Raw genomic sequence first — 21,774 nt, 5'->3', positions numbered from 1 at the left:
GGGTGGGGATCCTTCCCAAGCTGCGATGCGACGCCGGCGGACAGCCGGTTGCAAATAAAAAAGCGCAGCGTCTTTTGCAGCGGAAAGGTTCGCCGTCAAGGCGAGAAATTCTTTTCATCGACATTTCGTTCGTCGAGGCGAACAAAAAAACGAAGAATCAGGCAGTTTCCCCGGAGTCGTGCGCCAGAGCTTCGACCAGGTCGATAACCCGTCGACGTACGCGCGGGCTCTTGATGCGCACGAACGCCTTCGACAGCTGTATGCCCTCGCTCGTGGCCAGGAAGTCGGCGACATAGGAAGTAGCGGCAGTGTCGGTGAAGCCGCCTGCTACCGCATCTCCGGCTGGGGCGCCCTCGAAAAAGAAAGCAACAGGAACGCCCAGCATCTTGGCGATCTGCTGCAGCCGGCTGGCGCTGATTCTATTGGTGCCCTTCTCGTATTTCTGAATCTGCTGAAAGGTCAGGCCGAGCGCCTCGCCGAGTTTCTCCTGGCTGATTCCTGCCAGCATGCGCTGCATGCGCACACGGCTGCCGACATGGCGATCGATCGGGTTCGGGAGTTTCTTCAGCATGGGCCGTTCACCTCATTCCACACTCAATCGCACTTCCGATCTCGCGTCTACCGCCGCTCTTTGCAGGAAATAGACGGGTATTCGTTGGTATGCGTTGATTCTTGGACGCACTGGGCCGAAACTGGCATGGTCAAGGAAGGCGGGACATGTCGGGACGGCATTTCAACGCGGGACGGGACGCGCTCGATTTCATCGACCGGCTGAGCACCCTCACCGATCCGACCACGGTCGTCGCCGCGCTACGCGACAAGCTCGCTGGCTATGGCTTCCACGCCTTCCTGATCACCGGGCTACCGGAGATCGGGGACCGGATCGATCCGCTGGTCCTCCTCAATGGCTGGCCGCCGGGCTGGTTCGAGCTCTATCTGGAAAGATCGTTCTCGGATTGGGATCCGATCGCGGCCTATTGCAAGACGACGATCGATCCTTTCGCCTGGGGCGACATCTATCACGAGGATGAGGCATCTGCGCGCCAGCGCGAGGTGATGCATCGGGCACGCGACTTCAACATGATCGAAGGCTTCTGTGTTCCGATCCATGGCGAAGCGGGCTTCCAGGCCGTCGTCACCATGGCGGGTGATCGGCCGGACTTGTCGCGCCAGGCCCGCTCGGCGATCCATCTGATGTCGATCTACGCGCATGGCAAGGCGGCGGATTGCTTGCGACCGGCGCGGCTCGATCACGTCCTGACCGTCCGCGAGCGCGAGGTCCTGACCTGGTTCGCAACCGGCAAGACGACCGAGGGCGTCGCGGAACGCCTCGGTGTTTCGCCGGGGACCGCGGAAGCGCATTTCGAGAACGCCGCCAGGAAGCTCGGGGTCCGCGGGCGAACACGCACGGTTATTGAAGCCTATCGCCGCGGTGAAATCAGCATCTGAACTGAAATTCGGCGCCAATCTTCCGGAATTCCGGAATACCCGGGTGGACGGAAAAGCGGCAGCTTGCGTTCCTTGAACAGGGGGACGCGGTGATGATCCATGTTGTCGATGCCGGCAATCGGCATCTCTACGGTGCCGAACTCGAGCAGCATTTCAGGATTCGGCACCAGATTTATGTCGGCGAGCGCAAATGGATGGCGCTCGAGCGGCCCGATGGCCGGGAGATCGACCAGTTCGACAACGAGGAAGCGACTTATCTGCTCGCGGTCGAGAACGGGCGGGTGATCGGCGGCACCAGGCTCGTCCCGACGCTGGGTCCGCATCTGATGGCGGATGTGTTCCCGTTCCTGGCCGATGTGCGCGGGCTTCAGCGCGGCAGCGATATCGTCGAATGGACGCGCATCTTCGTCGTGCCGGAACGGCGCGGTGGCGACAGCAAGGTTCTGTACACCGTTCTGGCCGGCATGTTCGAGCATTGCCTGGCCAATGATGTCGCCGCGATCACGGTGGTGATGGAAACCTGGTGGATGCCGCGCTTTCTGGAGCTGGGCTGGGAGGTCCGGCCGCTCGGCCTGCCGGCGATGATCGACGGCATGAACTGCGTCGGCACGATCATTACCGTGAGCGAAGAGGCTTACCGCCGCACGCTTGCTTTCAAGGACATCGCTGCACCGGTGATCCAGCCGCGCCGCGAGGCAAAGCGGGCTCCGGGCGAGCGGAGGATTCCGCATGGCTAGTCAGCACGATGCCGACAGTAGCCGCGCCAAGATCGAATACGCGCTGGGACTACTCACAAACCTGCTTCGTAACCAACCGATGCATCAGGAGCTGGTGGACGTCGCCTACCGCATGGACTTGCCGGATGAACTCTGGCTTGCGGTCCAGATCCTCTCAATGTCGGAGCCGGATCAGGTGAAGCTCAGGGATTTCCTGCTGGTGAATCCCAATCCACAGCTGCAGCGGATCAACCGGAGCACGCTTGTTCTGACTCAGGAGACGGCGCCGGTCCTGCACTGAAGCGGCTCGACAGCGATCTCAATTCGCGTTGGGAATCGCTGGTCAGGCCGGAAACGGCCTGACCAGTCGGCTATCGAGTGCCCGTCGCCCCGCGTAACCCGAGTGCTATTGCTCGATGGTCTCGGCCGGGACGTCGGCGAGCGAATCGACCAGATCGACGATACGCCGGCGCACCCGGGGATTCTTGATGCGCACGAAAGCCTTGGTCAGCTGCACGCCCTCGCTGGTGGCGAGGAAGTCGGCGACATAGGTCGTGGCCGAGGAATCGGCGAAGCCGCTTTCTATGGTGTCGTCGTTCGGCGCCCCGTCGAAGAAGAATGCAACCGGAACGCCCAGCATCTTCGAGATCTGCTGCAGGCGGCTGGCACTGATCCGATTGGTGCCCTTCTCGTATTTCTGTACTTGCTGGAAGGTCAGGCCGAGCGCCTCCCCGAGCCTTTCCTGGCTGACGCCGGCAAGCATGCGGCGCATGCGGACGCGGCTGCCGACATGACGATCGATCGGGTTGGGTACTTTCTTCAGCATTCTCGCCGGCCCCTTTTGCTGTTCTTCGTTCAGACCTGTCGGCGGCCCGCTGAAGGCCCGGTGCGGCCGACTGTTCGGCGGCCTTCCCAGAAGAAAGTTCCAAATGGGATCACCGTCGCCGCATTAATACTCCAGCGAGCATTAGGCTGGCAACTACACCTGCAAAGAAAAGATCGCCGAAGCGGGAATAGGCCGTTGCCGGCCCTGCCCGCGGCAGTGAGGTGTCGAGGACGCCGGTTTCGCCGAGGGGCAGGGCCGCGCGAATCCGGCCATAATGATCGACCACTGCCGAGATTCCGGTATTGGCGACGCGGACCAGCGGCAACCCCTCCTCGATGGCGCGCAAGCGCGCCTGCGCGAGGTGCTGGTAGGGCCCACTCGTCTGCCCGAACCAGCCGTCATTGGTGAGGTTGAGGATGAAGCCTGGTCGCGGGCCGCTGGGCATGGCCTCGCCAGGAAAGATCACCTCGTAGCAGATCAGTGCCGTGGCGGGCGGCAGGCCGCGGATCTGCAAGGGCGTGCGCCGGCTGCCAGAAGCAAAGCCGCCGGGGACCGAGACGAACTCGGAAAGGCCGACGGCGCGGATCAGCCGCTTGAGAAGGGGCGGCAGGTATTCGCCGAAGGGGACGAGATGGACCTTGTCGTAGCTGCCGGTGATCACGCCCTCATCGTTCACCACCTGGATCGAATTGTAGATCGGCGGCCGGCTTTCGCCGGGCAGGGTCTCACCGGCGCGGGCGGCGCCGGTGATCAGCGTGGCATTCGGAGGCAGCAGGGCGGCGATCCGCGCCAGTGCCTGCGGTGTGCGCCCAAGCAGGAAAGGAAAGGCCGATTCCGGCCAGATCAGATGCGTAACGTCCTGCACGCCCGTCGTCGCCGGACTGGTCGCGCGGTCGCTCAGCGCCAAGTATTGCGACAGGATCATCTCGCTGTTGCGCGGGCTGAACTTCGCATCCTGCGGCAGGTTCGGCTGCATCAGGCGCAGCTTCACGCCGCTGACTGCCGCGACCGGCTCGGCCGGAATCCGCCAGGCGCCAAAGCCGGCCATGGCGGCAAGCGCCAGAACTGCCAGCATCGGAGCGCGCCAGGGCGCCGAGCCTTCCTCGCTTGTGCCGAGCACTGCCGGCGCTGCGCCGATCGCGACCGCAAGCGCCGTCAGCCCGTAGAGCCCGATCAGGCTGGCGCTCTGGGCGAACCAGGCAGGGCCGGCCAGCATCATGCCGTAGACGTTCCAGGGGAAGCCGGTGAGGATATGACCGCGCAGCCATTCGCTCAGCGCCAGCACAGCGGCCAGCACCAGGATGCGGCCGGCGCCAGTGGGCCAGATCGCGCGCGCCAGCACGAAACCGGCGGCCGGAAAGAGCGCCAGGAAGGCCGGCAGTGCCACGACACCGAGCGGCATTGCCCAGGCGAATTTGTCGGCCTCGACCAGGAAGGCGGCGCCCAGCCACCACAGGCCGGCGAGGTGGTAGCCGAAGCCCCACCACCAGCCCGCAGTCGCCGCTGCCCAGAGGCGGCCGCGCCGGCTCTGGGCGACCGAGCCGTCGATCAGCCAGACCGCGGCCGTCATCGGCACGACCATCAGCGGCCAGAGGTCAAGCGGCGCCAGCGCCAGCGCCCCGCAGGCGCCGCAAAGGAGCGCGATCAGTCTGCGCGGCCAACCCCAGGCGAGGATGACGCGGTCGGCCAGCACCGGCAGGCTTGTCATGCAGCGTCCGGTGTTGCCGGCGGTTCGGCCGTGACCGGGTCGCGACGATGGATGCGCAGGCGCTTGACCCGGCGCGGGTCGGCGTCGAGCACCTCGAATTCGAGCTCCTCGGGGCCCTTGATCAATTCGCCCCGCACCGGCACGCGGCCAGCCAATGTCACGATCAGCCCGCCGAGCGTGTCGACCTCTTCGGCGACCTCGGCGCTCGACAGATCGATCCCCGTCGCCTGCTTCAGCTCATCGAGCGTGGCGCGGGCATCGGCGATGAAGCGGTTCTCGCCGGCGGGCGCGATCGCCGGGGCCTCGTCGAGATCGTGCTCGTCCTCAATGTCGCCGACGACGATCTCGACCAGATCCTCGATCGAAATCAGCCCGTCGGTGCCGCCGTATTCGTCGATCACCAGGGCGATATGGGTGCGCGTCGCCTGCATCCTGACCAGAAGGTCGACCGCAGGCATCGAGGGCGGCACATAGAGCACCGGCCGCAGGATCTTCGCCTGGGCCAGCGTCATCGACAGGTCGATCGCCCCCAGACTCGGCCCTGCATTGACCTCCGCCTCGCCGCGTGCCCGTCGGCCCGGCTTGGCTCGCGCGGCGATGAAGTCGAGGAAGTCGCGGATGTGGATCATCCCGCGCGGGTCGTCGAGCGTCTCGCCATAGACCGGCAGGCGCGAATGGCCGGCGGTGCGGAACAGCGCCAGCAGGTCGCCGAGCGTCGCCTCCGATGAGACTGCGATGATGTCGGCGCGCGGCACCATCACGTCGGCGACGCGGCGCTCGCGCAGGCTCAGCACATTCGAGAGCATTGCCCGCTCTTGCGGGGAAAGGTCGGTGATCTGGCCGCTGTTCTGCGCCAGCGCCTCGGTGATGTCCTCGCGGATCGAGCCGCCCTGGCGCAGGCCAAGCTTGTCGAGGAACTGGCCGAGCCAGTGGGACAGGCCGCGGCCGGTCGGTTCCGACGATGAGGAAGATCGGGGGTCGTCGCTCATGACGCAGGCTGGGGGCTTGGGTTTTTCACGGTCTTCGGGCGGGGTTGAGTCGGCTCGGGGTCCGAGCCGGCATAGGGATCGGCGATGCCGAGCCGGGCGAGCGCCGCAGTCTCGAGCGCTTCCATGCGCTGGGCCTGGTCCTCGGTCTCGTGATCTTCGCCGACCAGGTGCAGCAGGCCGTGTATCACGAGATGGCTGAGATGGTCGCCAAAGGACTTCTCCTCGACTTCAGCCTCGCGCGCGACCGTCTCGAAGGCGAGCACGATGTCGCCGATGATCGGGCTTGCGGCGATCTTCTCCGGCGGCACGGCGGGGAAGGAGAGCACGTTGGTCGCCTTGTCGAAGCCGCGCCAGTCGCGGTTGACGATGCGGATGCGCTTGTCGTCGGTCAGGAGCAGGCTGAGCTCCGCGCCCGGCAGGGTCTTGACCGGAGCGAGCGCCAGCCCCGCCTCGACTGCGGCGGCGATACGAGGCCGCAAATCCGCGACCTCGCGCCAGCGCCGTGACTGGGTACGGATGTCGAGCGAAGGCCCGCTTATGGCGGGCTCTGATGTCCCGGTTCGCGGCGCCGCGCGCCGCGATCGAGGTCGGTCGTTCATCGCGGCCGCTCCCGCGACAGCATGCGCTTCAGCCCTTCGGCATCGCCCTCGGCGGGCGCATCCGGCGCAGGCAAGGCGGCGAGGCGGGCTTCGCGTTCGTCGCGCTCCTTCCGGGAGGCGTCCTCATAGGCCATGACGATGCGGCGCACGAGCTCGTGACGCACCACGTCGCCCTCCTCGAAGCGGGCGTGCCCGACGCCCTCGACGCCGGACAGGAGCCTGACCGCTTCGATCAGGCCCGAGCGCTGGCCCGGCGGCAGGTCGACCTGCGAGGGGTCGCCGGTGATGATCATCCGCGAGCCCTCGCCTAGGCGGGTGAGGAACATCTTCATCTGCACCGAGGTGGCGTTCTGTGCCTCGTCGAGCAGGACCACGGCATTGGTCAGCGTCCGCCCGCGCATGAAGGCGAGCGGGGCGATCTCGATCATGCCGGTCTGCAGGGCGCGCTCGACATGGCGCGGCTCCATGAAGTCGTTGAGCGCATCGTAGATCGGCCGCAGATAGGGATCGACTTTCTCGCGCATGTCGCCCGGCAGGAAGCCGAGCCGCTCGCCGGCTTCGACGGCCGGCCGCGACAGCACCATGCGCTCGACCACGCCCTGCTCGATCAGCGAGACGGCGTGGCCGACCGCGAGCCAGGTCTTGCCGGTGCCGGCCGGGCCCTCGGCGAGCACGAGCTCGTGGCGTTTGAGCTGGCGCAGATAAGCGTCCTGTGCCGCGTTGCGGGCCCTGACCGGGCCGCGCTTGCGTGTCACCACCGCGTCGAAGGCGGCTTTGCCGGCATTGTCGGACGGGAAGAGCGAGCGCTGCACATTGCTCTCCTCGATCGCACCGTCGACCTCACCGAGATTGACGGCGGCGCCGGTCTTGGCGCGGGCATAGAGGGTCCGCAGCACGCGGCTCGCCTGCTCGGCGGTCTCGCGCGGGCCCTTGATGGTGACGTGATTGCCGTTCGGGCTGACGACGATACCAAGGCGGCGCTCCAGATGCGCCAGATTCTGGTCGTAATGGCCGAAGACCAGGCCAGCGGTCTGGTTGTTGTCGAAGGTGAGCTCGACCTCGGCGCCGGGCAAGCCCTCGCGCGTCAGCGTCTCGTCGCGGCGTGCGCCGCGCTCGGCTCTCGGATTGAATTGATCGGCCTGGGCCAAAACCATTGTCTCCATTCGGAATGAGTCGGACAGGCGCAGTCACCAGAGCCGGATCCGATCAGGTCGGTTCAACCTGATCGGTGATTCCGTCTCTCACTTTTAGAAAGAGACCGTTTGATCCGATCAGCTTGCGGTGCAAGTTGACCGAAACGGGCTCTAACCATCACCACAACGCCGACACCATCGCACGCAACACACCAACTCTCGTTAGGCAGCCAGATCCGGCCGTTCCACGGCGCGGCCGAACAGCGAATTCGAGCCGGCGCGCTCGATCAGGGCCAGGACGCGGTCGCCGATCCGGTGCGTCGCGCTCTCGATCTGCACAGCCTGCATATAGGGCGTCTTGCCGGCGAGTTGGCCGGGATGCCGGCCTGCGCGCTCGATCAGGATCTCGACCGTGCGCCCGACCATGGCGTGGTTGAAGCCCTGCCGGTGTTCCTCGACCAGCGCCTGCAGCCGGTGCAGCCGCTCATCCATGACCGCAAGCGGGATCTGCTCGGCGAGTTCCGCCGCCGGCGTTCCCGGGCGTGGCGAATATTTGAACGAATAGGCGGAGGCGAAGCGCACATCGGCGATCAGCCGCAGCGTCTCCTCGAAATCCGCATCGCTCTCGCCGGGGAAACCGACGATGAAGTCGGAGGAAAGCGCAATATCCGGCCGCGCCATGCGGATCTTGTCGATCAGCCGGCGATACTCGTCGGACGTATGCTTGCGATTCATCGCTGCGAGGATCCGATCCGAGCCCGCCTGCACCGGCAAGTGCAGGAAGGGCATCACCTGCGGCAGGTCGCGATGGGCGGCGATCAGCTCCTCGTCCATGTCACGCGGATGGCTCGTCGTGTAGCGGATGCGGGTGATGCCCGGCACCTCGGCGATGCGGTGCATCAGCCGCGCCAGGGTCCAGACGCCATCCGGCCCCTTGCCATGATAGGCGTTGACGTTCTGACCGAGCAGCGAGACGTCCTGCACGCCGGATTCCGCCAGCCGCTCGACCTCGGCGATCACCTGCGCGACGGGCCGCGAGAATTCGGCGCCTCGGGTATAGGGCACGACGCAGAACGCGCAGAACTTGTCGCAGCCTTCCTGCACGGTGACGAAGGCCGAGATGCCGCGGGCCAGGATCACGGCCGGCTTCGGCGCCGGCAGATGGCCGAACTTGTCCTCGGGCGGCAATTCAGTGTCGACGACGCGGCCGCTCCTTGCCTGTGCGAGCAGTGCCGGCAGGCGATGATAGGTCTGCGGGCCGATGACCAGGTCGACAGCCGGCTGGCGCCGCTGGATCTCGGCCCCTTCCGCCTGTGCGACGCAGCCGGCGACGACGAGCGTGGTCTCGCGTCCCTGCGCCTTCCGTTCGCGCTTCAGGTCGCGCAGCTTGCCGAGTTCGGTGTAGACCTTATGCGCCGCGCGCTCGCGGATATGGCAGGTGTTGAGCAGGATGAGGTCGGCATCGTCAGGCGTCGCAGTCTCGACATAGCCCTCCTGCCCGAGGACGTCGGCCATGCGCTGGCCGTCATAGACGTTCATCTGGCAGCCATAGGACTTGATATGGACTTTCTTCATCAACGCTGATCCGGCCTCAACCGCGTCTCCTTATCCCGATCGCCCATCGAATGGGAATCATATCGCTTCCAATGGCAAGCAGGCAATATCCGGGCCGCTACCGTCCAACGCGAAGCGAATCTGGCTCAGCTGCGTGACCGGCCGGTGACGGCGTCCTGCCGCGCCCGCCGGATCGAAATCTCGGCGAGGCGCGTCGCCTCCTTGCGCGAAAGCTTGCGGCCCATGCGGATCGGCTCGCCCCAGGCAAGCTCGACATCGATGGCGCCGGAATTGATCATCGCCTGGAAATGCGGCGCGAGTTCGGTGTCGCCATACCAGGACAGCGCCGAGCGCTCGGCCCGTCCGCCGCGCAGCCCATGGAAGCCGGTATAGGTGACGCAGAGCGGATAGATCGTGGTCTCGGCCTCGTCAGCGCCGCGCACGGCTTCGTGAGCGGCTCCGAGCAGTGAGGAGCGCAGCGACAGGACGCGCGTGCCGTCACCGGTCGTGCCTTCGGCGAACAGCACCACAGATTGCCCGTTCTGCAGGCGCCGGCCCATCTCGCTGGCGACGCCGGCGGTGGCGCCGCGGCGCATCCGGTCGATGAAGACGGTGCGCTGCAGGGTCGAGAGCCAGCCGACGACCGGCCAGGTCGCGACCTCGGCCTTAGCGACGAAGGAGAGCGGACCGGTCGTGCCGATGACGGGGATGTCGAGCCAGGAGGTGTGATTGGCGACGATCAACCCGCCCTGTCCGGCCGGCGGAGCCGCACCGCGCGTGGTGATGCGCACGCCGAAGCAGCGGCAGCCCAGTTTCTGGAACAGCCGCGTGAAATAGAACGGCCGCCCGAGGCGCATCGCGACGAGCTGCGGCGGGATCAGGACGAGCGTGCCGAGGACGAGCAGCGCGAGCCGAACCATGGCGCCGGGACGGAGGCCTTTCATGCTGAGCCGTTCATTCTCTGCGTTGGCGCCCCGTTTCTGCGATCCGGCTATAATCGGACCTCTGACAGCCGTCTATGCCGCCGGCGCGAGGAGGGTCAGCCGAGATCGCGCCGCATCACCAGCGCCGCGACGCGGCTGCCATCCGGCTTCGGATAGTACCCCTCGCGCCGTCCGACGGTCTCGAAGCCGAGACGATGATAAAGGCCGATCGCGGGGGCGTTGCCTTCCTCGACCTCGAGAAAGAGGCGCGCCGCACCACGTGCCGCCAGCTGCGCCAGATGGGCGCAGAGCAACGTCTGCCCGAGTCCGGATCGGCGTCTTGAGCCGCCGACGACGATGCTGAGGATTTCTGCTTCATCGGCAGCGATCCGCGACATCACGAAGCCGCAAGGCTCGCTGGCACTGCCGATGAACACGCCGTCGGTGATGACCGCACGGTCGGCGAGCAGCGCCGCGCATTCACTGGGGTCCCAGAGCCGCGCGAAGCCCCCTTGATGATGCAGGGCTGCGACCTGCCTTGCATGACGGACATCGAGCGGGCCGGTCCGGCCCGTCGCCGGCCGGCGTCTGAACAGAGATTGGAGCCAGTTCATCGTCTTCTAGCGCCGCGGCAGCCGGGCGCGGTCCTGCGGCGTCGTTTCCGGCGCCTTGAGATAGAGGGGCCGGGGCGGCGCGCTCTCGGGATCGGCGATCAGCCCGAGCCGAGCCACCCAGATCACGTCCGGCGCCCTGGCATCGTCGACGACGAGCGCGTCGAGCCCGATCGCCCAGGCCTCATTGGCGACGGCGAGCGCGGCCGAGCCGACCAGCGAGACGGGGCCGGCACCGATGGCGCGGGCGGCGTCGCGATGGTTGACCTGGCGAATCGAAACCAGCTGCTTGCCATGCGCGTTCAGCGCCTGGAACCAGACCTGGCCGTGCCTGGCGTCGACTGCGGCGGCGACCACGCGTCCGCCCTCGCGGCCGATGAAGGGCGCGGCGCTGGCGGCCAGTGTCGAGATGCCGACGGCCGGGATGCCGGCGGCGAGCGCGATCGCCCGGGCCGCGCTGATGCCGACGCGCAGGCCGGTATAGCTGCCGGGGCCGATGGTCACGGCGACGCGATCGAGCGAAGCGAAGCCGCCTTCCGTCTTACCCATGACGCGTTCGATCATCGGCATCAGCGCCTCAGCGTGGCCGCGCTCCATGGCGGTCTGCTCGATCGCGACCGGAGCGAGCTCGCCGGTGTCGAGGACGCAAGCGGAGCAGGCGCCGAGCGCGGTGTCTATCGCGAGGATGCGCATCAGCCGCCCACCGGGCTTAGAACAAAGCCGGTCGTTCCGGGCGACCAAAGGGAGACCCGGGACCCATGCCGGAAGATAACCGATGAGGGTTCAGGCATGGATCCCGGCTCTGCGCTGCGCTCCGGCCGGGATGACCCGTGGAGAATGTTCAAAGGAACGAAATGGGCGGCGGCGATCAAACCGCCTCAACCTCGCGCACCTGTGGCAGGAAATGGCGCAGCAGGTTCTGGATGCCGTGCTTCAGGGTCGCGGTCGAGGAGGGGCAGCCCGAGCACGAGCCCTTCATGACCAAGTAGACCGTGCCGTCCTTGTAGCCGCGGAAGGTGATGTCGCCGCCATCGCCGGCGACAGCCGGGCGGATACGGGTCTCGAGCAGTTCCTTGATCGTCTCGACAGTCGCGGCGTCCTCGTCCGCGAAGAATTCCTCCTCGCTCTCGGCGAGTTCGTCGCTCGGTGCGCCCTCGCTCATCAGCGGCGCACCCGACATGTAATGTTCCATGATCGCGCCGAGGATAGCGGGCTTGAGATGCGGCCACTCGCCTTCAGTCTTGGTCACGGTGATGAAATCCGACCCGAAGAACACGGCGGAGACGCCCTTGACGCCGAACAGGCGGGTGGCGAGTGGCGAACGCTCGGCGAGGGCTGGGTCGCGCAACTCGACCGGACCTTGCGGCGAGACGCTGCGGCCGGGCAGGAACTTCAAGGTGGCGGGGTTGGGTGTCGCTTCGGTCTGGATGAACATGTCTTTGTCTCCGGCGCCGGCGGGTCAAGGCCGCCGTTCCTGACCTCGATATAGGCCCTCAGCTGGAATCATTCCAGCTGCGGCACGTGGATCAGGCCAGTGCGTCGATCTCCTCGTCGGCGAGGTGGCCGGGCACGATCGCGACCGGGATCGGGAAGCTGCCGGCGCCCTTGCCGGCCAGCGCGCTGACCAGCGGGCCGGGTCCGTCGCGGCCGATGCCGGCGGCCAGCACCAGCAGCGAGATGTCCTCGTCCGCCTCGATGAGCTTGACCATTTCGTCGGCCTTGATGCCGGTGCGCACGACTTTTTCAGGCTCCAGCCCGGCCAGAGAGCGCACGGCAGCGGCGGCCACGTCGATCAACTCCTCCGCCTCGGCCTCGGCGTCGGCCTGCACCATGTCGCCGACGCCGAGCCAGGTCTCGTCCGGCGGCGGAGTGACCACGCCGAGCAGCACGATCGACGCGCCGAGGCGGGCGCAGCGCCGCGCCGCAAAGCGCACGGCCTTGGCGCATTCGGGACTGTCGTCAACGACAGCGAGGAATTTCGGGCGATGGCCCGTCTCGTAGGACCGCCGTCTCTTGACCATTGCTGCTGCCTCGGCGCGCTTTCCGATCGACCGGTATCGGTCGGTCGATCAGAATTCGCGCCCATTCTAGGGTCAGGGCATGTTCCGCAAAAGTGGTCCCCACTTTTGCGGAACATGTCCGCCGATTTCAGGTCGTCTCATGGTGACAGGCGTCGCAAGGTCAGCGCAAGCCTTCCTGTGGCGCCTACTAAGATCAGCGTCGGCGCACGAAGCCAACGATGTCCTTGACGTGGCGCATGATCGGCTCGGCGATCGCTGCGGCGTTGTCGGCTCCGTCGCTGAGGATGCCGTCGATATGGCCGGGATCAGCCAGGAGGCGGCGCATGTCCTCGGCGATCGGCGCGAGCTTGCCGACGGCGAGCTCGACCAGCGCCGCCTTGAAACCGGAGAACTGGCTGCCACCGAACTCAGCCAGAACCTGCGCCTTCGTCTCCCCGCTGAGACCTGCATAGATGCCGACCAGGTTTTCGGCCTCGGACCGGCCCTCTAGCCCCTTCTCTTCCGAGGGCAACGCCTCGGGATCGGTCTTCGCCTTGCGGATCTTCTGAGCGATCATGTCGGCATCATCCGTCAGGTTGATGCGCGAATAATCTGATGGGTCCGATTTCGACATCTTCTTGGTGCCGTCGCGCAGGCTCATCACCCGCGGCGCCGGGCCCTGGATCATCGGCTCGGGCAGCGGGAAGAAGCCGAGCTCGCCGGTGCCGACGCCGAGCTTGCCGATCTGCTCGGCGAAGTCGTTGTTGAACTTCTGGGCGATGTCGCGGGTCAGCTCGAGATGCTGCTTCTGGTCCTCGCCGACCGGGACATGCGTCGCCTTGTAGAGCAGGATGTCGGCCGCCATCAGCACGGGGTAGTCGTAGAGCCCGATCGAGGCGTTCTCGCGGTCCTTGCCGGCCTTCTCCTTGAACTGCGTCATGCGGTTGAGCCAGCCGAGCCGGGCGACCGTGTTGAACACCCAGGTGAGCTCGGCATGGCCGGCGACCTGGCTCTGGTTGAAGATGATGCTCTTCTTTGGATCGACGCCGGCGGCGATATAGGCGGCCGCGACCTCGCGTGTGGCACGGGTCAGTTCGGCCGGGCCGCCCCAGACGTCGAAGCCCTGCGTGATCGCATGCATGTCGACGACGCAATAGATGCAGTCATGGGTCTTCTGCATCGCGACCCAGTTGACCAGCGCGCCGAGATAATTGCCGAGATGGAGCGTCGAGGTCGGCTGCATGCCGGAGAAGACGCGGGGAGAGAAAGCGGCCATGGGGCGCTCCGTCGTCAGGGCGAAAAAATCCTCTGAGTCGGTGGTCGATCCGCTCAGGAACGCGGCGTTCTGACGGAAGCGCCGCGAAGGCGCAAGAGCCGTGGCGGCAGGACAGGGTCGAAGGCGCCGAGGAGGAAGCCGGCGACGGCATAGGTCGCGGCGCCCGCGCAGCATAGGAGCGCCAGCGCGCCGGCTCGCTGCAATGCTGGCTCGCCCGGGTTCAGAGCGGGAAGGAGCGGTCCGATCGCGACGTTCAGCACCAGGACCATGAGCGCGGCTGTCAGCAGGATCGCAAGGACCATCCGGGCATCCGTCCAGCGCGGCCGCCACAGCCCGGTTCGCAGGAGATTCACTCCCATCAAGCCCGTCTGGACGATAAAGGCGAGGCTTGCTGCCAAGGCGCCGATCATCGCCGCATTGCGCCAGCCGAGCAGGAAGAACCCGGCCAACGCCGCGACGAGGACCGCGGTAAGGCCGGCGATCACAGGCAAACGTGGCTGCTGGCGCACGAAATAGACCTGCCCGAAAACCTTGGCGGCGAGCGCGAAGGGCAGCCCGCAGGCGAAGGCTGCCAGCGCCGCGGCAGTGCGCTCGCGATCGGCCACGCCGAACTGCCCGTTCTCGAACAGCACCGAGACGATGGGCTCGGCCAGCACGATGAGCGCCGCAGCGGCCGGGATCGCGAGTGCCAGCCCGAGCGCCAATGCCCGGCCGAGCAGGGCGTCGTGGTCTGCCTGCGATACTTCGCCGGCCATGGCCGAGAGCACGACCGTGCCCATGGCGACGCCGAAGAAGGACAGCGGCAGCTGGAAGACGCGGTCGGCGTAGTACAAGGCCGAGACGGAGCCGGGTTCGGTCGAGGCGATCTGCGTCGAAACCAGCAGGACAAGCTGTGCGGCGGAAGCGGCAAGCAGCGTGGCCCCGCCGGTCCTGATCAGCCGGGTCATGTCCGGTGACCAACGCAGGCTGGGGCGCGGGAGGCCGATTCCGCGCAGGCACCACAGGATCATGACGAGATGGGCGAGGCCCGTCAGGCTGAGGCAGGCGGCGAGCAGCGTCGCGCTGGCATGGCTGTCGCTGCCCCGGAACGTTTCGAACAGCAGCGCGGCGAGCAGGATCGCGTTCATCAGCGCCGGCGCCAGCGCCGCGACGGTGAAGCGCCCTTCGGCATTGAGCAGCGCAGCGAGCAGGGCGGCGAGCGTGGTCAGCAGCACGAAAGGCAGCATCAGCCGCATGTAGAAGGCGGCTAGCGCCAGCGTCTGCGGCTCGTCGGCAAAACCGCCGGCCAGCCCAAGCACGACCCAGGGCGCGAACATCTCCGCCAGTGCGACGAAGCCGATCAGCAGCAGCCCGAGCTGGCTTGCCGCCGCGCCGGCGAAGCGTTTCGCCGTCTCGCCGCCTCGCTCGGCCTTGATGGCGAGATAGAGCGGCACGAAGGGCGCGTTCAGCCCGCCTTCGCCGAGGACGCGCCGGACGAGATTCGGTAGCCTCAGTGCGGCCAGGAAAGCATCCGCCACAGGGCCGGTGCCGAGCAGCCGCGCGATCAGCACGTCGCGGGCGAAGCCGAGCAGGCGCGACAGTATCGTCGCTGCGCCGACGATCAGAGAATCGCGGGCGAGGCGGGAGGATGGTGCCTCTGCCCCGCCCGGATCGCTCACAGAATGAACCGGCTCAGATCGGCATTCCTGGCGAGATCGCCGATGCGCGCTTCGACATAGGCGGCGTCGATGGTGACGCTCTCCCCGCCACGATCGGTCGCGGTGAACGAGATCTCGTCGAGGATACGCTCGATCACGGTCTGGAGCCTTCGTGCGCCGATGTTCTCGACGCTCGAATTGACCTCGACCGCGATGCGGGCGATCGCCGCGATCGCGTCCGGCGTGAAGTCGATCGTGACCTGCTCGGTCGCCAGCATCGCCACCGACTGCTTGATCAGGCTGGCTTCGGTCTCGGTCAGGATGCGCTTGAAATCCTCGACGTCGAGCGGCGAGAGCTCGACCCGGATCGGCAGGCGTCCCTGCAGCTCCGGCAGGAGGTCGGACGGCTTCGAGACATGGAAGGCGCCGGACGCGATGAACAAGATGTGGTCGCTTTTCACCGGCCCGTGCTTGGTCGCGACCGTCGTGCCCTCGATCAGCGGCAGCAGGTCGCGCTGCACGCCCTCGCGCGAGACATCGGCGCCGGCGCGGCCCTCGCGGGCGCAGATCTTGTCGATCTCGTCGAGGAAGACGATGCCGCTGTTCTCGACCTCGCGGATCGCTGTCTGGATGATCGCGTCCTGGTCGATCAGCTTGTCGCTCTCCTCGGCGAGCAGCGGGCCATAGGCATCCTTGACCTGAACGCGCCGGGGCTTGCCCTTCTGGCCGAAGGCCTTGCCGAACATGTCGGAGAGGTTGATCGCGCCGATCGAGGCGCCAGGCATGCCGGGCACCTCGAACATCGGCTGGGCCCCGCCGCCCGAGGCGATCTCGATCTCGATCTCCTTGTCGTCGAGCTCGTTGGCGCGCAGCTTACGGCGGAAGGCGTCGCGCGTGGTCGCGCTCGCGGTGGCGCCGACCAGCGCGTCGAGCACGCGCTCTTCCGCCGCGATATGGGCCTTGGCTTGCACGTCCTTGCGCCGGCTCTCGCGGACCAGCCCGATCGCGACCTCGACCAGATCGCGCACGATCGATTCGACGTCGCGGCCGACATAGCCGACCTCGGTGAACTTGGTCGCCTCGACCTTGAGGAAGGGTGCATTCGCCAGCTTGGCGAGGCGGCGGGCGATTTCGGTCTTGCCGCAGCCGGTCGGCCCGATCATCAGGATGTTCTTCGGCGCGACCTCTTCGCGCAACGGGCCTTCGAGCTGCTGCCGGCGCCAACGATTGCGCAGGGCGATCGCGACGGCGCGCTTGGCGTCGTTCTGGCCGACGATGAAGCGGTCGAGCTCGGAGACGATCTCGCGGGGGGAAAACGACGTCATCAAACAGGTTCCTGGATCATGATCAGCGCGGCGCCGTCGCCGGTCGCGCGAATGTCGAGCGCCGTGAAGCCCGCCTTCTCATAGGCGCGGATCGCGGCGAGATTCTCCGGATCGGGGTCGATCACCACCCGCGGCGCACCCTCCGCCAGCAGGTGCCGGGCGAAGGCGCCGATGAAGCGCGTGCCATGGCCCTGGCCGAGCATGTCGGGCTCGCCGATGAACTGGTCGATGCCGCGCGTGCCCGCCGGCTGGTCCTGCAGCGGATAATCCGGCCAGAGCGCGGGATCCCAGCTCTGCTGATGGGCGAAGGGTCGCCCGTCATGGCTGACGATCAGCGCCTCCATGCTCGGATCGCCGAAGATGCGCGCGATCTCGGCGAGTTCCTCGTCGGGATCGCCCCACCAGCGCCGGACATGGTCCTGTTCGAGCCAGCGCGCCAGCAACGGGAAATCGTCGGGCGTCGCGGGGGCGAAGGCATAGCCGTCAGCGACGAAGTTCATGCGCTCTCCAGGCTCTCGATAACGAGGGAATGATTGGTGTAGACGCAGATGTCGCCGGCGATCTTCATCGCTTTCCGCACGATCGCCTCGGCATCGCCCTCGCCATCGACCAGCGCGCGGGCCGCCGCGAGCGCGTAATTGCCGCCTGAACCGATCGCCATCACCGAGCCATACTCGGAAGCTTCCGGCTCCAGCACGTCGCCGGTGCCGGAGATCAGCAGCGAGACCTCCTTGTCGGCGACGAGCAGCATCGCTTCGAGCCGGCGCAGATAGCGGTCGGTCCGCCAGTCCTTGGCAAGTTCGACACAGGCGCGCAGCAATTGCGTCGGGAACTGCTCCAGCTTGGCTTCGAGCCGCTCGAACAAGGTGAAGGCGTCGGCGGTCGCGCCGGCGAAGCCCGCGATCACCGCGCCCTTGGCGAGGCGGCGCACCTTCTTCGCATTGCCTTTCATGATCGTCTGGCCGAGCGAGACCTGGCCGTCGCCGCCGATCACGACACGGCCGCCCTTGCGCACCATCAGGATGGTGGTCGCGTGCATCACGGGGGCATTGCTAGTCTCGGACATCGCGATTCGATCTCGATCAATGGCAGTCAGGAACCGCCAACATGTTCAGGCTGAAGCCCGGTATCAAGAGCGACCCGGTCAAACGCTGGAATCTCTCCGAGCGGGTCTTCTTCGCCTGCGGCGCCTGCCACATCCTCGCCTATGCCTTCCTGGAGGCCTATCCAGAGCGCGGTTTCCACCCCGTTTGGATCCGGCCGGCCGAGAGCTTCACCGGCAATCATGTCTTCGTCAGCGATGGTAAGATCGCGTTCGATTTTCACGGTTATCGCTGCGAAGAGGTCCTGATCGCCCATCACTGGGCCAAGGGCCGGCTCTGGTGGCCGGGCTGGGACGGCACGCTCGTGCCCTTGCCGCAAGACGTGCTGATCTCGGAAGCGAAGTCGAAAACCTATGACGGGCTATGGCTGCGCGAGCCCGGCCAGTTCCTCCACGACGCAATGCCGCGGGCACGTGCCTTCCTTCGCCGCTTTGGCCCGCCGCCGGACAGGGCGTTGGAACCTCTGCGTCATCCTGGCCGTAGCGAAGCGGAGCGCCGGGATCCATCGTAGGGCTCCAAGCTTTACGATGGATCCCGGGCCGCCCTTCGGGCGCCCAGGATGACGCGTCGAGGCCTGCCTTGGCCGCTCCGCGTTAGTCCTGCAGTGGGATGGCGATGGCCTTCGCGCGACCCGCCTGCTAAAGCGACGCGATATTTGTGAGAGTACAGAGGCCAGCATGCGTTCGGGCGAAGTGAAGCGCCGCACCAATGAGACCGATATCGCGGTCAAGCTTGTGCTCGACGGCACGGGCAAGGCCGAGATTGCGACCGGCGTCGGCTTCTTCGACCATATGCTCGATCTCTTCGCCCGCCATTCGCTGATCGACACCACGGTCAGCGTGAAGGGCGACACCCATATCGACGATCATCACTCGGTCGAGGATGCCGGCATCGCGCTCGGGGAGGCGCTGAAGCAGGCGCTCGGCGACAAGAAGGGCATCCGCCGCTATGCCGACGTCCACCTGCCGATGGACGAGACCCTGACCCGCGTCGCGGTCGACGTCTCCGGCCGGCCCTTCCTGGTCTTCCGCACGCAGTTCAAGGCGGAGAAGATCGGGACGTTCGACACCGAGCTGGTGCGCGAGTTCTTCCAGGCCTTCGCCATGAATGCGGGCATCACGCTGCATGTCGAGACGCTCTATGGCGACAATGCCCACCATATCGCCGAGAGCTGCTTCAAGGGCCTGGCGCGGGCTTTGCGCAGGGCGATCGAGGTCGATCCGCGCGAGGGCGGCCGCGTGCCCTCGACCAAGGGCGCATTGTAGGGGATTGCTGCGATGGCGTTCTATCAGGCTCTGATCCCGCCGCCGGACGCGGGAGGCTTGCGCGAGGAGATCGAGCAGGCCCGCCTCCTGCCGGAGAGCTTCACCTGGCCGGCCCTGATCTTCGGCGGAGTCTGGTTGCTGTTCAAACGGCTCTGGCTCGCCTTCATCGTCTACGCCCTGGTCTGGGGCGGGCTGATCTATCTCCAGCGCCAGATCGGCTTCTCCTTTCTCGCAGTGATGCTCTCGCATACCGCCCTGGCGGTTTTCCTGGGTCTCGAGGGCCAGAACCTGATCGCGCGCAAGCTGCTGCGTAAGGGCTGGCGGCTGGTCGATGTCGTCGAGGCGCCGGACCTCTCCAGCGCCGAGCGCCGCTTCTTCGAGCGGGCGCTGCCGGCTGTCACATCATCGCGAGTTGTCGAGGCGCCGTCGGCTCCGGCGCCGACCCGCTTCGCAGCCGGCCCGGCGCCGGTGATCGGCCTCTTCCCCGAGGCGAACGGACGATGAGCCAAACTGTCGCCATCGTCGATTACGGCTCGGGCAATCTGCACTCGGCCGCCAAGGCCTTCGAGCGCGCCGCCACGGAATCCGGCATTCCCTCGACCATCCGCGTCACCAGCGACCCCGCTGAGGTTCGCACCGCCGACCGCATCGTGCTGCCCGGCGTCGGCGCTTTCGCTGATTGCCGGCGCGGGCTCGATGCCGTCCCCGGCATGGTCGAGGCGCTGGAGGAGACGGTTCGGACCAAGGGCCGGCCCTTCCTCGGCATCTGCGTCGGCATGCAATTGATGGCGAGCCGGGGGCTCGAATACGTCACCACGCCAGGTCTTGGCTGGATCGCCGGCGATGTCGCGCTGATCCGGCCGCAGGACGATGCCCTGAAGATCCCGCATATGGGCTGGAACACGCTGCATCCGCAGGACGAGCACAAGCTGCTCGAAGGCATCGAGACCGGCCCCTCCGGCTGGCACGCCTATTTCGTGCATTCCTATGCGCTGACGGCGCAGAATCCGCAGGAGGTGCTGGCGCTGACCGATTATGGCGGCCCGGTCACCGCGATCGTGGCAAAGGGCAATATCGCCGGCACGCAGTTCCACCCGGAGAAGAGCCAGAAGCTCGGCCTGAAGCTGATTGGCAATTTCTTGAGGTGGACGCCGTGATCCTCTTCCCCGCCATCGACCTGAAGAATGGCCAGTGCGTCCGCCTGAAGCAGGGCGATATGGGCCAGGCGACTGTTTTCAACGACGATCCCGCCGCCCAGGCCGCGACCTTCGAGCGCCAAGGCTTCCAGTGGCTGCATGTCGTCGATCTCGACGGCGCCTTCGCAGGCAAGCCGATGAACGCGGCGGCCGTCGAGGCGATCCTGCAGCGCGTCTCCTTCCCGGTGCAGCTGGGTGGCGGCATCCGTGACATCAGGACGGTCGAGGGCTGGCTCGCCAAGGGCGTCGCCCGCGTCATTATCGGCACGGCGGCGGTGCGCGATCCCGGCTTCGTGCGCGAGGCGGCCAAGGCCTTTCCGGGCAAGGTCGCGGTCGGCATCGACGCGCGTGACGGCTTCGTCGCGGTCGAAGGTTGGGCCGAGACCTCGGCGCTGGCCGCCGACGATCTCGGCCGACGCTTCGAGGACGCCGGCGTCGCCGCGATCGTCTACACCGACATCGCCCGCGACGGCATGCTCCAGGGCATCAACTGGGACGGCACGATCGCGCTGGCACATGCGCTCTCGATCCCCGTGATCGCCTCCGGCGGGCTCGCCTCCATGGCCGATATCGAGCGGCTCATGGCGCCCGACGCCGCGATCCTCGAAGGCGCGATCACCGGCAGGGCGCTCTATGACGGGCGCATCGATCCTGCGGCGGCATTGGCGAGAGTCGCCGCGGCGGTCAGCTGAGCTTCGAGAGCTCGGCTAGACCAGCTCGACCTTGCCCGTCGCCAGATCGTAGACGCCTCCGACCACGGCAAGCCGCTTCTGCGCGATGCGCTGCGACAGGATCGGCGTGGCCTTCTTCAGTTTGGCGACGTTGAGCCGGACATTGGCGATGGTGGCCGCCTTCAGCAGATCGGCCGCTCCCTCCTTCTGCGCCGCGAGCACGGCAGGCCTGATCGCGTTGATCAACGAGGGCAGGTGCCCCGGCAGCTTGGTGTTGTTCTTGACCACGTCGATGGTGGCCGAGACGGCGCCGCAATTGCTGTGACCGAGCACCAGGACGAGCTGGGACCCCAGCACCTGCGCGCCGTATTCCAGGCTCGCCAGCCCGTCCTCGTTGACGAAATTGCCAGCGACGCGCACGACGAAGAGCTCGCCCGGCCCACGGTCGAAGGCGAGCTCCGGCGCGATCCGCGAATCGGCGCAGCTCAGGATCGAGGCGAAGGGTGCTTGCGAGGCGGCGCGCGCCGCCCGCCCGGCCGAGAAGTCACGTTCGTTCAGATTGCCAGCGGCATAGCGGGCATTGCCTTCCACCAGCCGCTTCAGCGCTTCATCGGCGCTGACCGCGGCCGGTTGCGCCCACGCGGGAGTGGACAGCGCGCCGGCCAAGGCCAGGCCGGCGCCGGCCGCAAACAAGCCACGGCGCGAAAGCCCGGTCTTGCTGGCGGTTGAGATACAATGGTCGCACATCGTTGCAATCCTCGCACGGGCAGGATGTGTTCCAGCGGAGCCGGCC

26 protein-coding genes are annotated in these 21,774 nt (G+C 66.7%); 8 read left to right on the top strand and 18 right to left on the bottom strand.

Annotated elements, in window-relative coordinates:
- Positions 1 to 157: 157 nt before the first annotated feature.
- Positions 158 to 571, bottom strand: a complete 414-nt coding sequence (locus ACSQ24_RS26985; protein WP_436097674.1) for a helix-turn-helix domain-containing protein — start codon at positions 569 to 571, stop codon at positions 158 to 160.
- Positions 572 to 717: 146 nt separating this feature from the next.
- Here ACSQ24_RS26985 and ACSQ24_RS26980 point away from each other — a divergent pair, with 146 nt between their 5' ends.
- The 3 genes from ACSQ24_RS26980 (at position 718) to ACSQ24_RS26970 (ending at position 2,466) form a co-directional block, all read left to right on the top strand.
- Complete coding sequence (locus tag ACSQ24_RS26980) at positions 718 to 1,449, top strand: autoinducer binding domain-containing protein (protein WP_436097673.1); 732 nt, start codon at positions 718 to 720, stop codon at positions 1,447 to 1,449.
- Between the two features lie 92 nt (positions 1,450 to 1,541).
- Entirely contained in the window at positions 1,542 to 2,186 is a 645-nt protein-coding gene (locus ACSQ24_RS26975) for an acyl-homoserine-lactone synthase (RefSeq protein WP_436097672.1), read from the top strand.
- Complete coding sequence (locus ACSQ24_RS26970; RefSeq protein WP_436097671.1) at positions 2,179 to 2,466, top strand: hypothetical protein; 288 nt, start codon at positions 2,179 to 2,181, stop codon at positions 2,464 to 2,466. The genes ACSQ24_RS26975 and ACSQ24_RS26970 overlap by 8 nt, the downstream gene beginning before the upstream one ends.
- Before the next feature lie 105 nt (positions 2,467 to 2,571).
- Here ACSQ24_RS26970 and ACSQ24_RS26965 read toward each other — a convergent pair whose 3' ends face one another.
- The 16 genes from ACSQ24_RS26965 to hslV all read right to left on the bottom strand — a co-directional run bounded on the left by ACSQ24_RS26965 (position 2,572) and on the right by hslV (position 17,812).
- Positions 2,572 to 2,991: a helix-turn-helix domain-containing protein gene (locus tag ACSQ24_RS26965; protein WP_436097670.1), complete on the bottom strand. Its 420-nt coding sequence runs from the start codon at positions 2,989 to 2,991 to the stop codon at positions 2,572 to 2,574.
- A gap of 109 nt (positions 2,992 to 3,100) precedes the next feature.
- The gene (gene lnt / locus ACSQ24_RS26960) at positions 3,101 to 4,699 is read right to left on the bottom strand and encodes an apolipoprotein N-acyltransferase (RefSeq protein WP_436097669.1); all 1,599 of its coding nucleotides are present in this window, start codon (positions 4,697 to 4,699) and stop codon (positions 3,101 to 3,103) included.
- Positions 4,696 to 5,688, bottom strand: coding sequence for a hemolysin family protein (locus ACSQ24_RS26955; protein WP_436097668.1), 993 nt, complete (start codon positions 5,686 to 5,688; stop codon positions 4,696 to 4,698). Before ACSQ24_RS26955 ends, lnt begins: the two co-directional genes overlap by 4 nt.
- A complete protein-coding gene (gene ybeY, locus ACSQ24_RS26950; protein WP_436097667.1) occupies positions 5,685 to 6,167 on the bottom strand; it encodes an rRNA maturation RNase YbeY in 483 nt (160 codons plus the stop codon). The genes ACSQ24_RS26955 and ybeY overlap by 4 nt, the downstream gene beginning before the upstream one ends.
- Positions 6,168 to 6,283: 116 nt before the next feature.
- A complete protein-coding gene (locus ACSQ24_RS26945; protein ID WP_436097666.1) occupies positions 6,284 to 7,435 on the bottom strand; it encodes a PhoH family protein in 1,152 nt (383 codons plus the stop codon).
- A gap of 207 nt (positions 7,436 to 7,642) precedes the next feature.
- Positions 7,643 to 8,995 (bottom strand): tRNA (N6-isopentenyl adenosine(37)-C2)-methylthiotransferase MiaB, encoded by a 1,353-nt coding sequence (gene miaB, locus ACSQ24_RS26940; RefSeq protein WP_436097665.1) that lies wholly within the window; start codon positions 8,993 to 8,995, stop codon positions 7,643 to 7,645.
- A gap of 125 nt (positions 8,996 to 9,120) precedes the next feature.
- The gene (locus ACSQ24_RS26935; protein ID WP_436097664.1) at positions 9,121 to 9,918 is read right to left on the bottom strand and encodes a lysophospholipid acyltransferase family protein; all 798 of its coding nucleotides are present in this window, start codon (positions 9,916 to 9,918) and stop codon (positions 9,121 to 9,123) included.
- A 95-nt stretch (positions 9,919 to 10,013) separates the two neighbouring features.
- Entirely contained in the window at positions 10,014 to 10,511 is a 498-nt protein-coding gene (locus tag ACSQ24_RS26930) for a GNAT family N-acetyltransferase (protein ID WP_436097663.1), read from the bottom strand.
- Positions 10,512 to 10,517: 6 nt separating this feature from the next.
- Entirely contained in the window at positions 10,518 to 11,201 is a 684-nt protein-coding gene (gene tsaB / locus ACSQ24_RS26925; RefSeq protein WP_436097662.1) for a tRNA (adenosine(37)-N6)-threonylcarbamoyltransferase complex dimerization subunit type 1 TsaB, read from the bottom strand.
- Between the two features lie 175 nt (positions 11,202 to 11,376).
- A complete protein-coding gene (locus tag ACSQ24_RS26920; protein WP_436097661.1) occupies positions 11,377 to 11,943 on the bottom strand; it encodes a NifU family protein in 567 nt (188 codons plus the stop codon).
- 91 nt (positions 11,944 to 12,034) lie between these two features.
- Positions 12,035 to 12,529, bottom strand: coding sequence for a universal stress protein (locus ACSQ24_RS26915; protein ID WP_436097660.1), 495 nt, complete (start codon positions 12,527 to 12,529; stop codon positions 12,035 to 12,037).
- 193 nt (positions 12,530 to 12,722) lie between these two features.
- The gene (gene trpS, locus ACSQ24_RS26910; RefSeq protein WP_436097659.1) at positions 12,723 to 13,784 is read right to left on the bottom strand and encodes a tryptophan--tRNA ligase; all 1,062 of its coding nucleotides are present in this window, start codon (positions 13,782 to 13,784) and stop codon (positions 12,723 to 12,725) included.
- Positions 13,785 to 13,837: 53 nt separating this feature from the next.
- Positions 13,838 to 15,442 carry a murein biosynthesis integral membrane protein MurJ gene (murJ, locus tag ACSQ24_RS26905; protein ID WP_436097658.1) on the bottom strand — a complete coding sequence of 535 codons (1,605 nt, stop codon included), beginning with the start codon at positions 15,440 to 15,442 and terminating at the stop codon, positions 13,838 to 13,840.
- Entirely contained in the window at positions 15,439 to 16,746 is a 1,308-nt protein-coding gene (gene hslU, locus ACSQ24_RS26900) for an ATP-dependent protease ATPase subunit HslU (RefSeq protein ID WP_436097657.1), read from the bottom strand. The genes murJ and hslU overlap by 4 nt, the downstream gene beginning before the upstream one ends.
- Positions 16,746 to 17,246 (bottom strand): GNAT family N-acetyltransferase, encoded by a 501-nt coding sequence (locus ACSQ24_RS26895; protein ID WP_436097656.1) that lies wholly within the window; start codon positions 17,244 to 17,246, stop codon positions 16,746 to 16,748. The genes hslU and ACSQ24_RS26895 overlap by 1 nt, the downstream gene beginning before the upstream one ends.
- Positions 17,243 to 17,812 (bottom strand): ATP-dependent protease subunit HslV, encoded by a 570-nt coding sequence (gene hslV, locus ACSQ24_RS26890; protein WP_436097655.1) that lies wholly within the window; start codon positions 17,810 to 17,812, stop codon positions 17,243 to 17,245. Before hslV ends, ACSQ24_RS26895 begins: the two co-directional genes overlap by 4 nt.
- Positions 17,813 to 17,853: 41 nt before the next feature.
- Between hslV and ACSQ24_RS26885 the strand changes: the two genes are divergently transcribed.
- The 5 genes from ACSQ24_RS26885 (at position 17,854) to hisA (ending at position 21,002) form a co-directional block, all read left to right on the top strand.
- The gene (locus ACSQ24_RS26885; RefSeq protein WP_436097654.1) at positions 17,854 to 18,360 is read left to right on the top strand and encodes a hypothetical protein; all 507 of its coding nucleotides are present in this window, start codon (positions 17,854 to 17,856) and stop codon (positions 18,358 to 18,360) included.
- A gap of 166 nt (positions 18,361 to 18,526) precedes the next feature.
- A complete protein-coding gene (hisB, locus tag ACSQ24_RS26880) occupies positions 18,527 to 19,114 on the top strand; it encodes an imidazoleglycerol-phosphate dehydratase HisB (RefSeq protein WP_436097653.1) in 588 nt (195 codons plus the stop codon).
- A 12-nt stretch (positions 19,115 to 19,126) separates the two neighbouring features.
- A complete protein-coding gene (locus tag ACSQ24_RS26875; protein ID WP_436097652.1) occupies positions 19,127 to 19,618 on the top strand; it encodes a DUF2628 domain-containing protein in 492 nt (163 codons plus the stop codon).
- Positions 19,615 to 20,271: an imidazole glycerol phosphate synthase subunit HisH gene (gene hisH / locus ACSQ24_RS26870; RefSeq protein WP_436097651.1), complete on the top strand. Its 657-nt coding sequence runs from the start codon at positions 19,615 to 19,617 to the stop codon at positions 20,269 to 20,271. The genes ACSQ24_RS26875 and hisH overlap by 4 nt, the downstream gene beginning before the upstream one ends.
- Positions 20,259 to 21,002 carry a 1-(5-phosphoribosyl)-5-[(5-phosphoribosylamino)methylideneamino]imidazole-4-carboxamide isomerase gene (hisA, locus tag ACSQ24_RS26865; RefSeq protein WP_436097650.1) on the top strand — a complete coding sequence of 248 codons (744 nt, stop codon included), beginning with the start codon at positions 20,259 to 20,261 and terminating at the stop codon, positions 21,000 to 21,002. Before hisH ends, hisA begins: the two co-directional genes overlap by 13 nt.
- Positions 21,003 to 21,017: 15 nt before the next feature.
- On the opposite strand, the gene ACSQ24_RS26860 is transcribed toward hisA, so the two are convergent.
- Positions 21,018 to 21,728: a carbonic anhydrase gene (locus ACSQ24_RS26860; protein ID WP_436097649.1), complete on the bottom strand. Its 711-nt coding sequence runs from the start codon at positions 21,726 to 21,728 to the stop codon at positions 21,018 to 21,020.
- Between the last annotated feature and the right edge of the window lie 46 nt (positions 21,729 to 21,774).

It is taken from the genome of Allobosea sp. LjRoot237 (genome assembly GCF_964253285.1).
Lineage (GTDB): Bacteria > Pseudomonadota > Alphaproteobacteria > Rhizobiales > Beijerinckiaceae > Allobosea.
The sequence above is the reverse complement of the archived record's forward strand: the minus strand, read 5'-3'. Positions and strand labels throughout refer to the sequence as shown.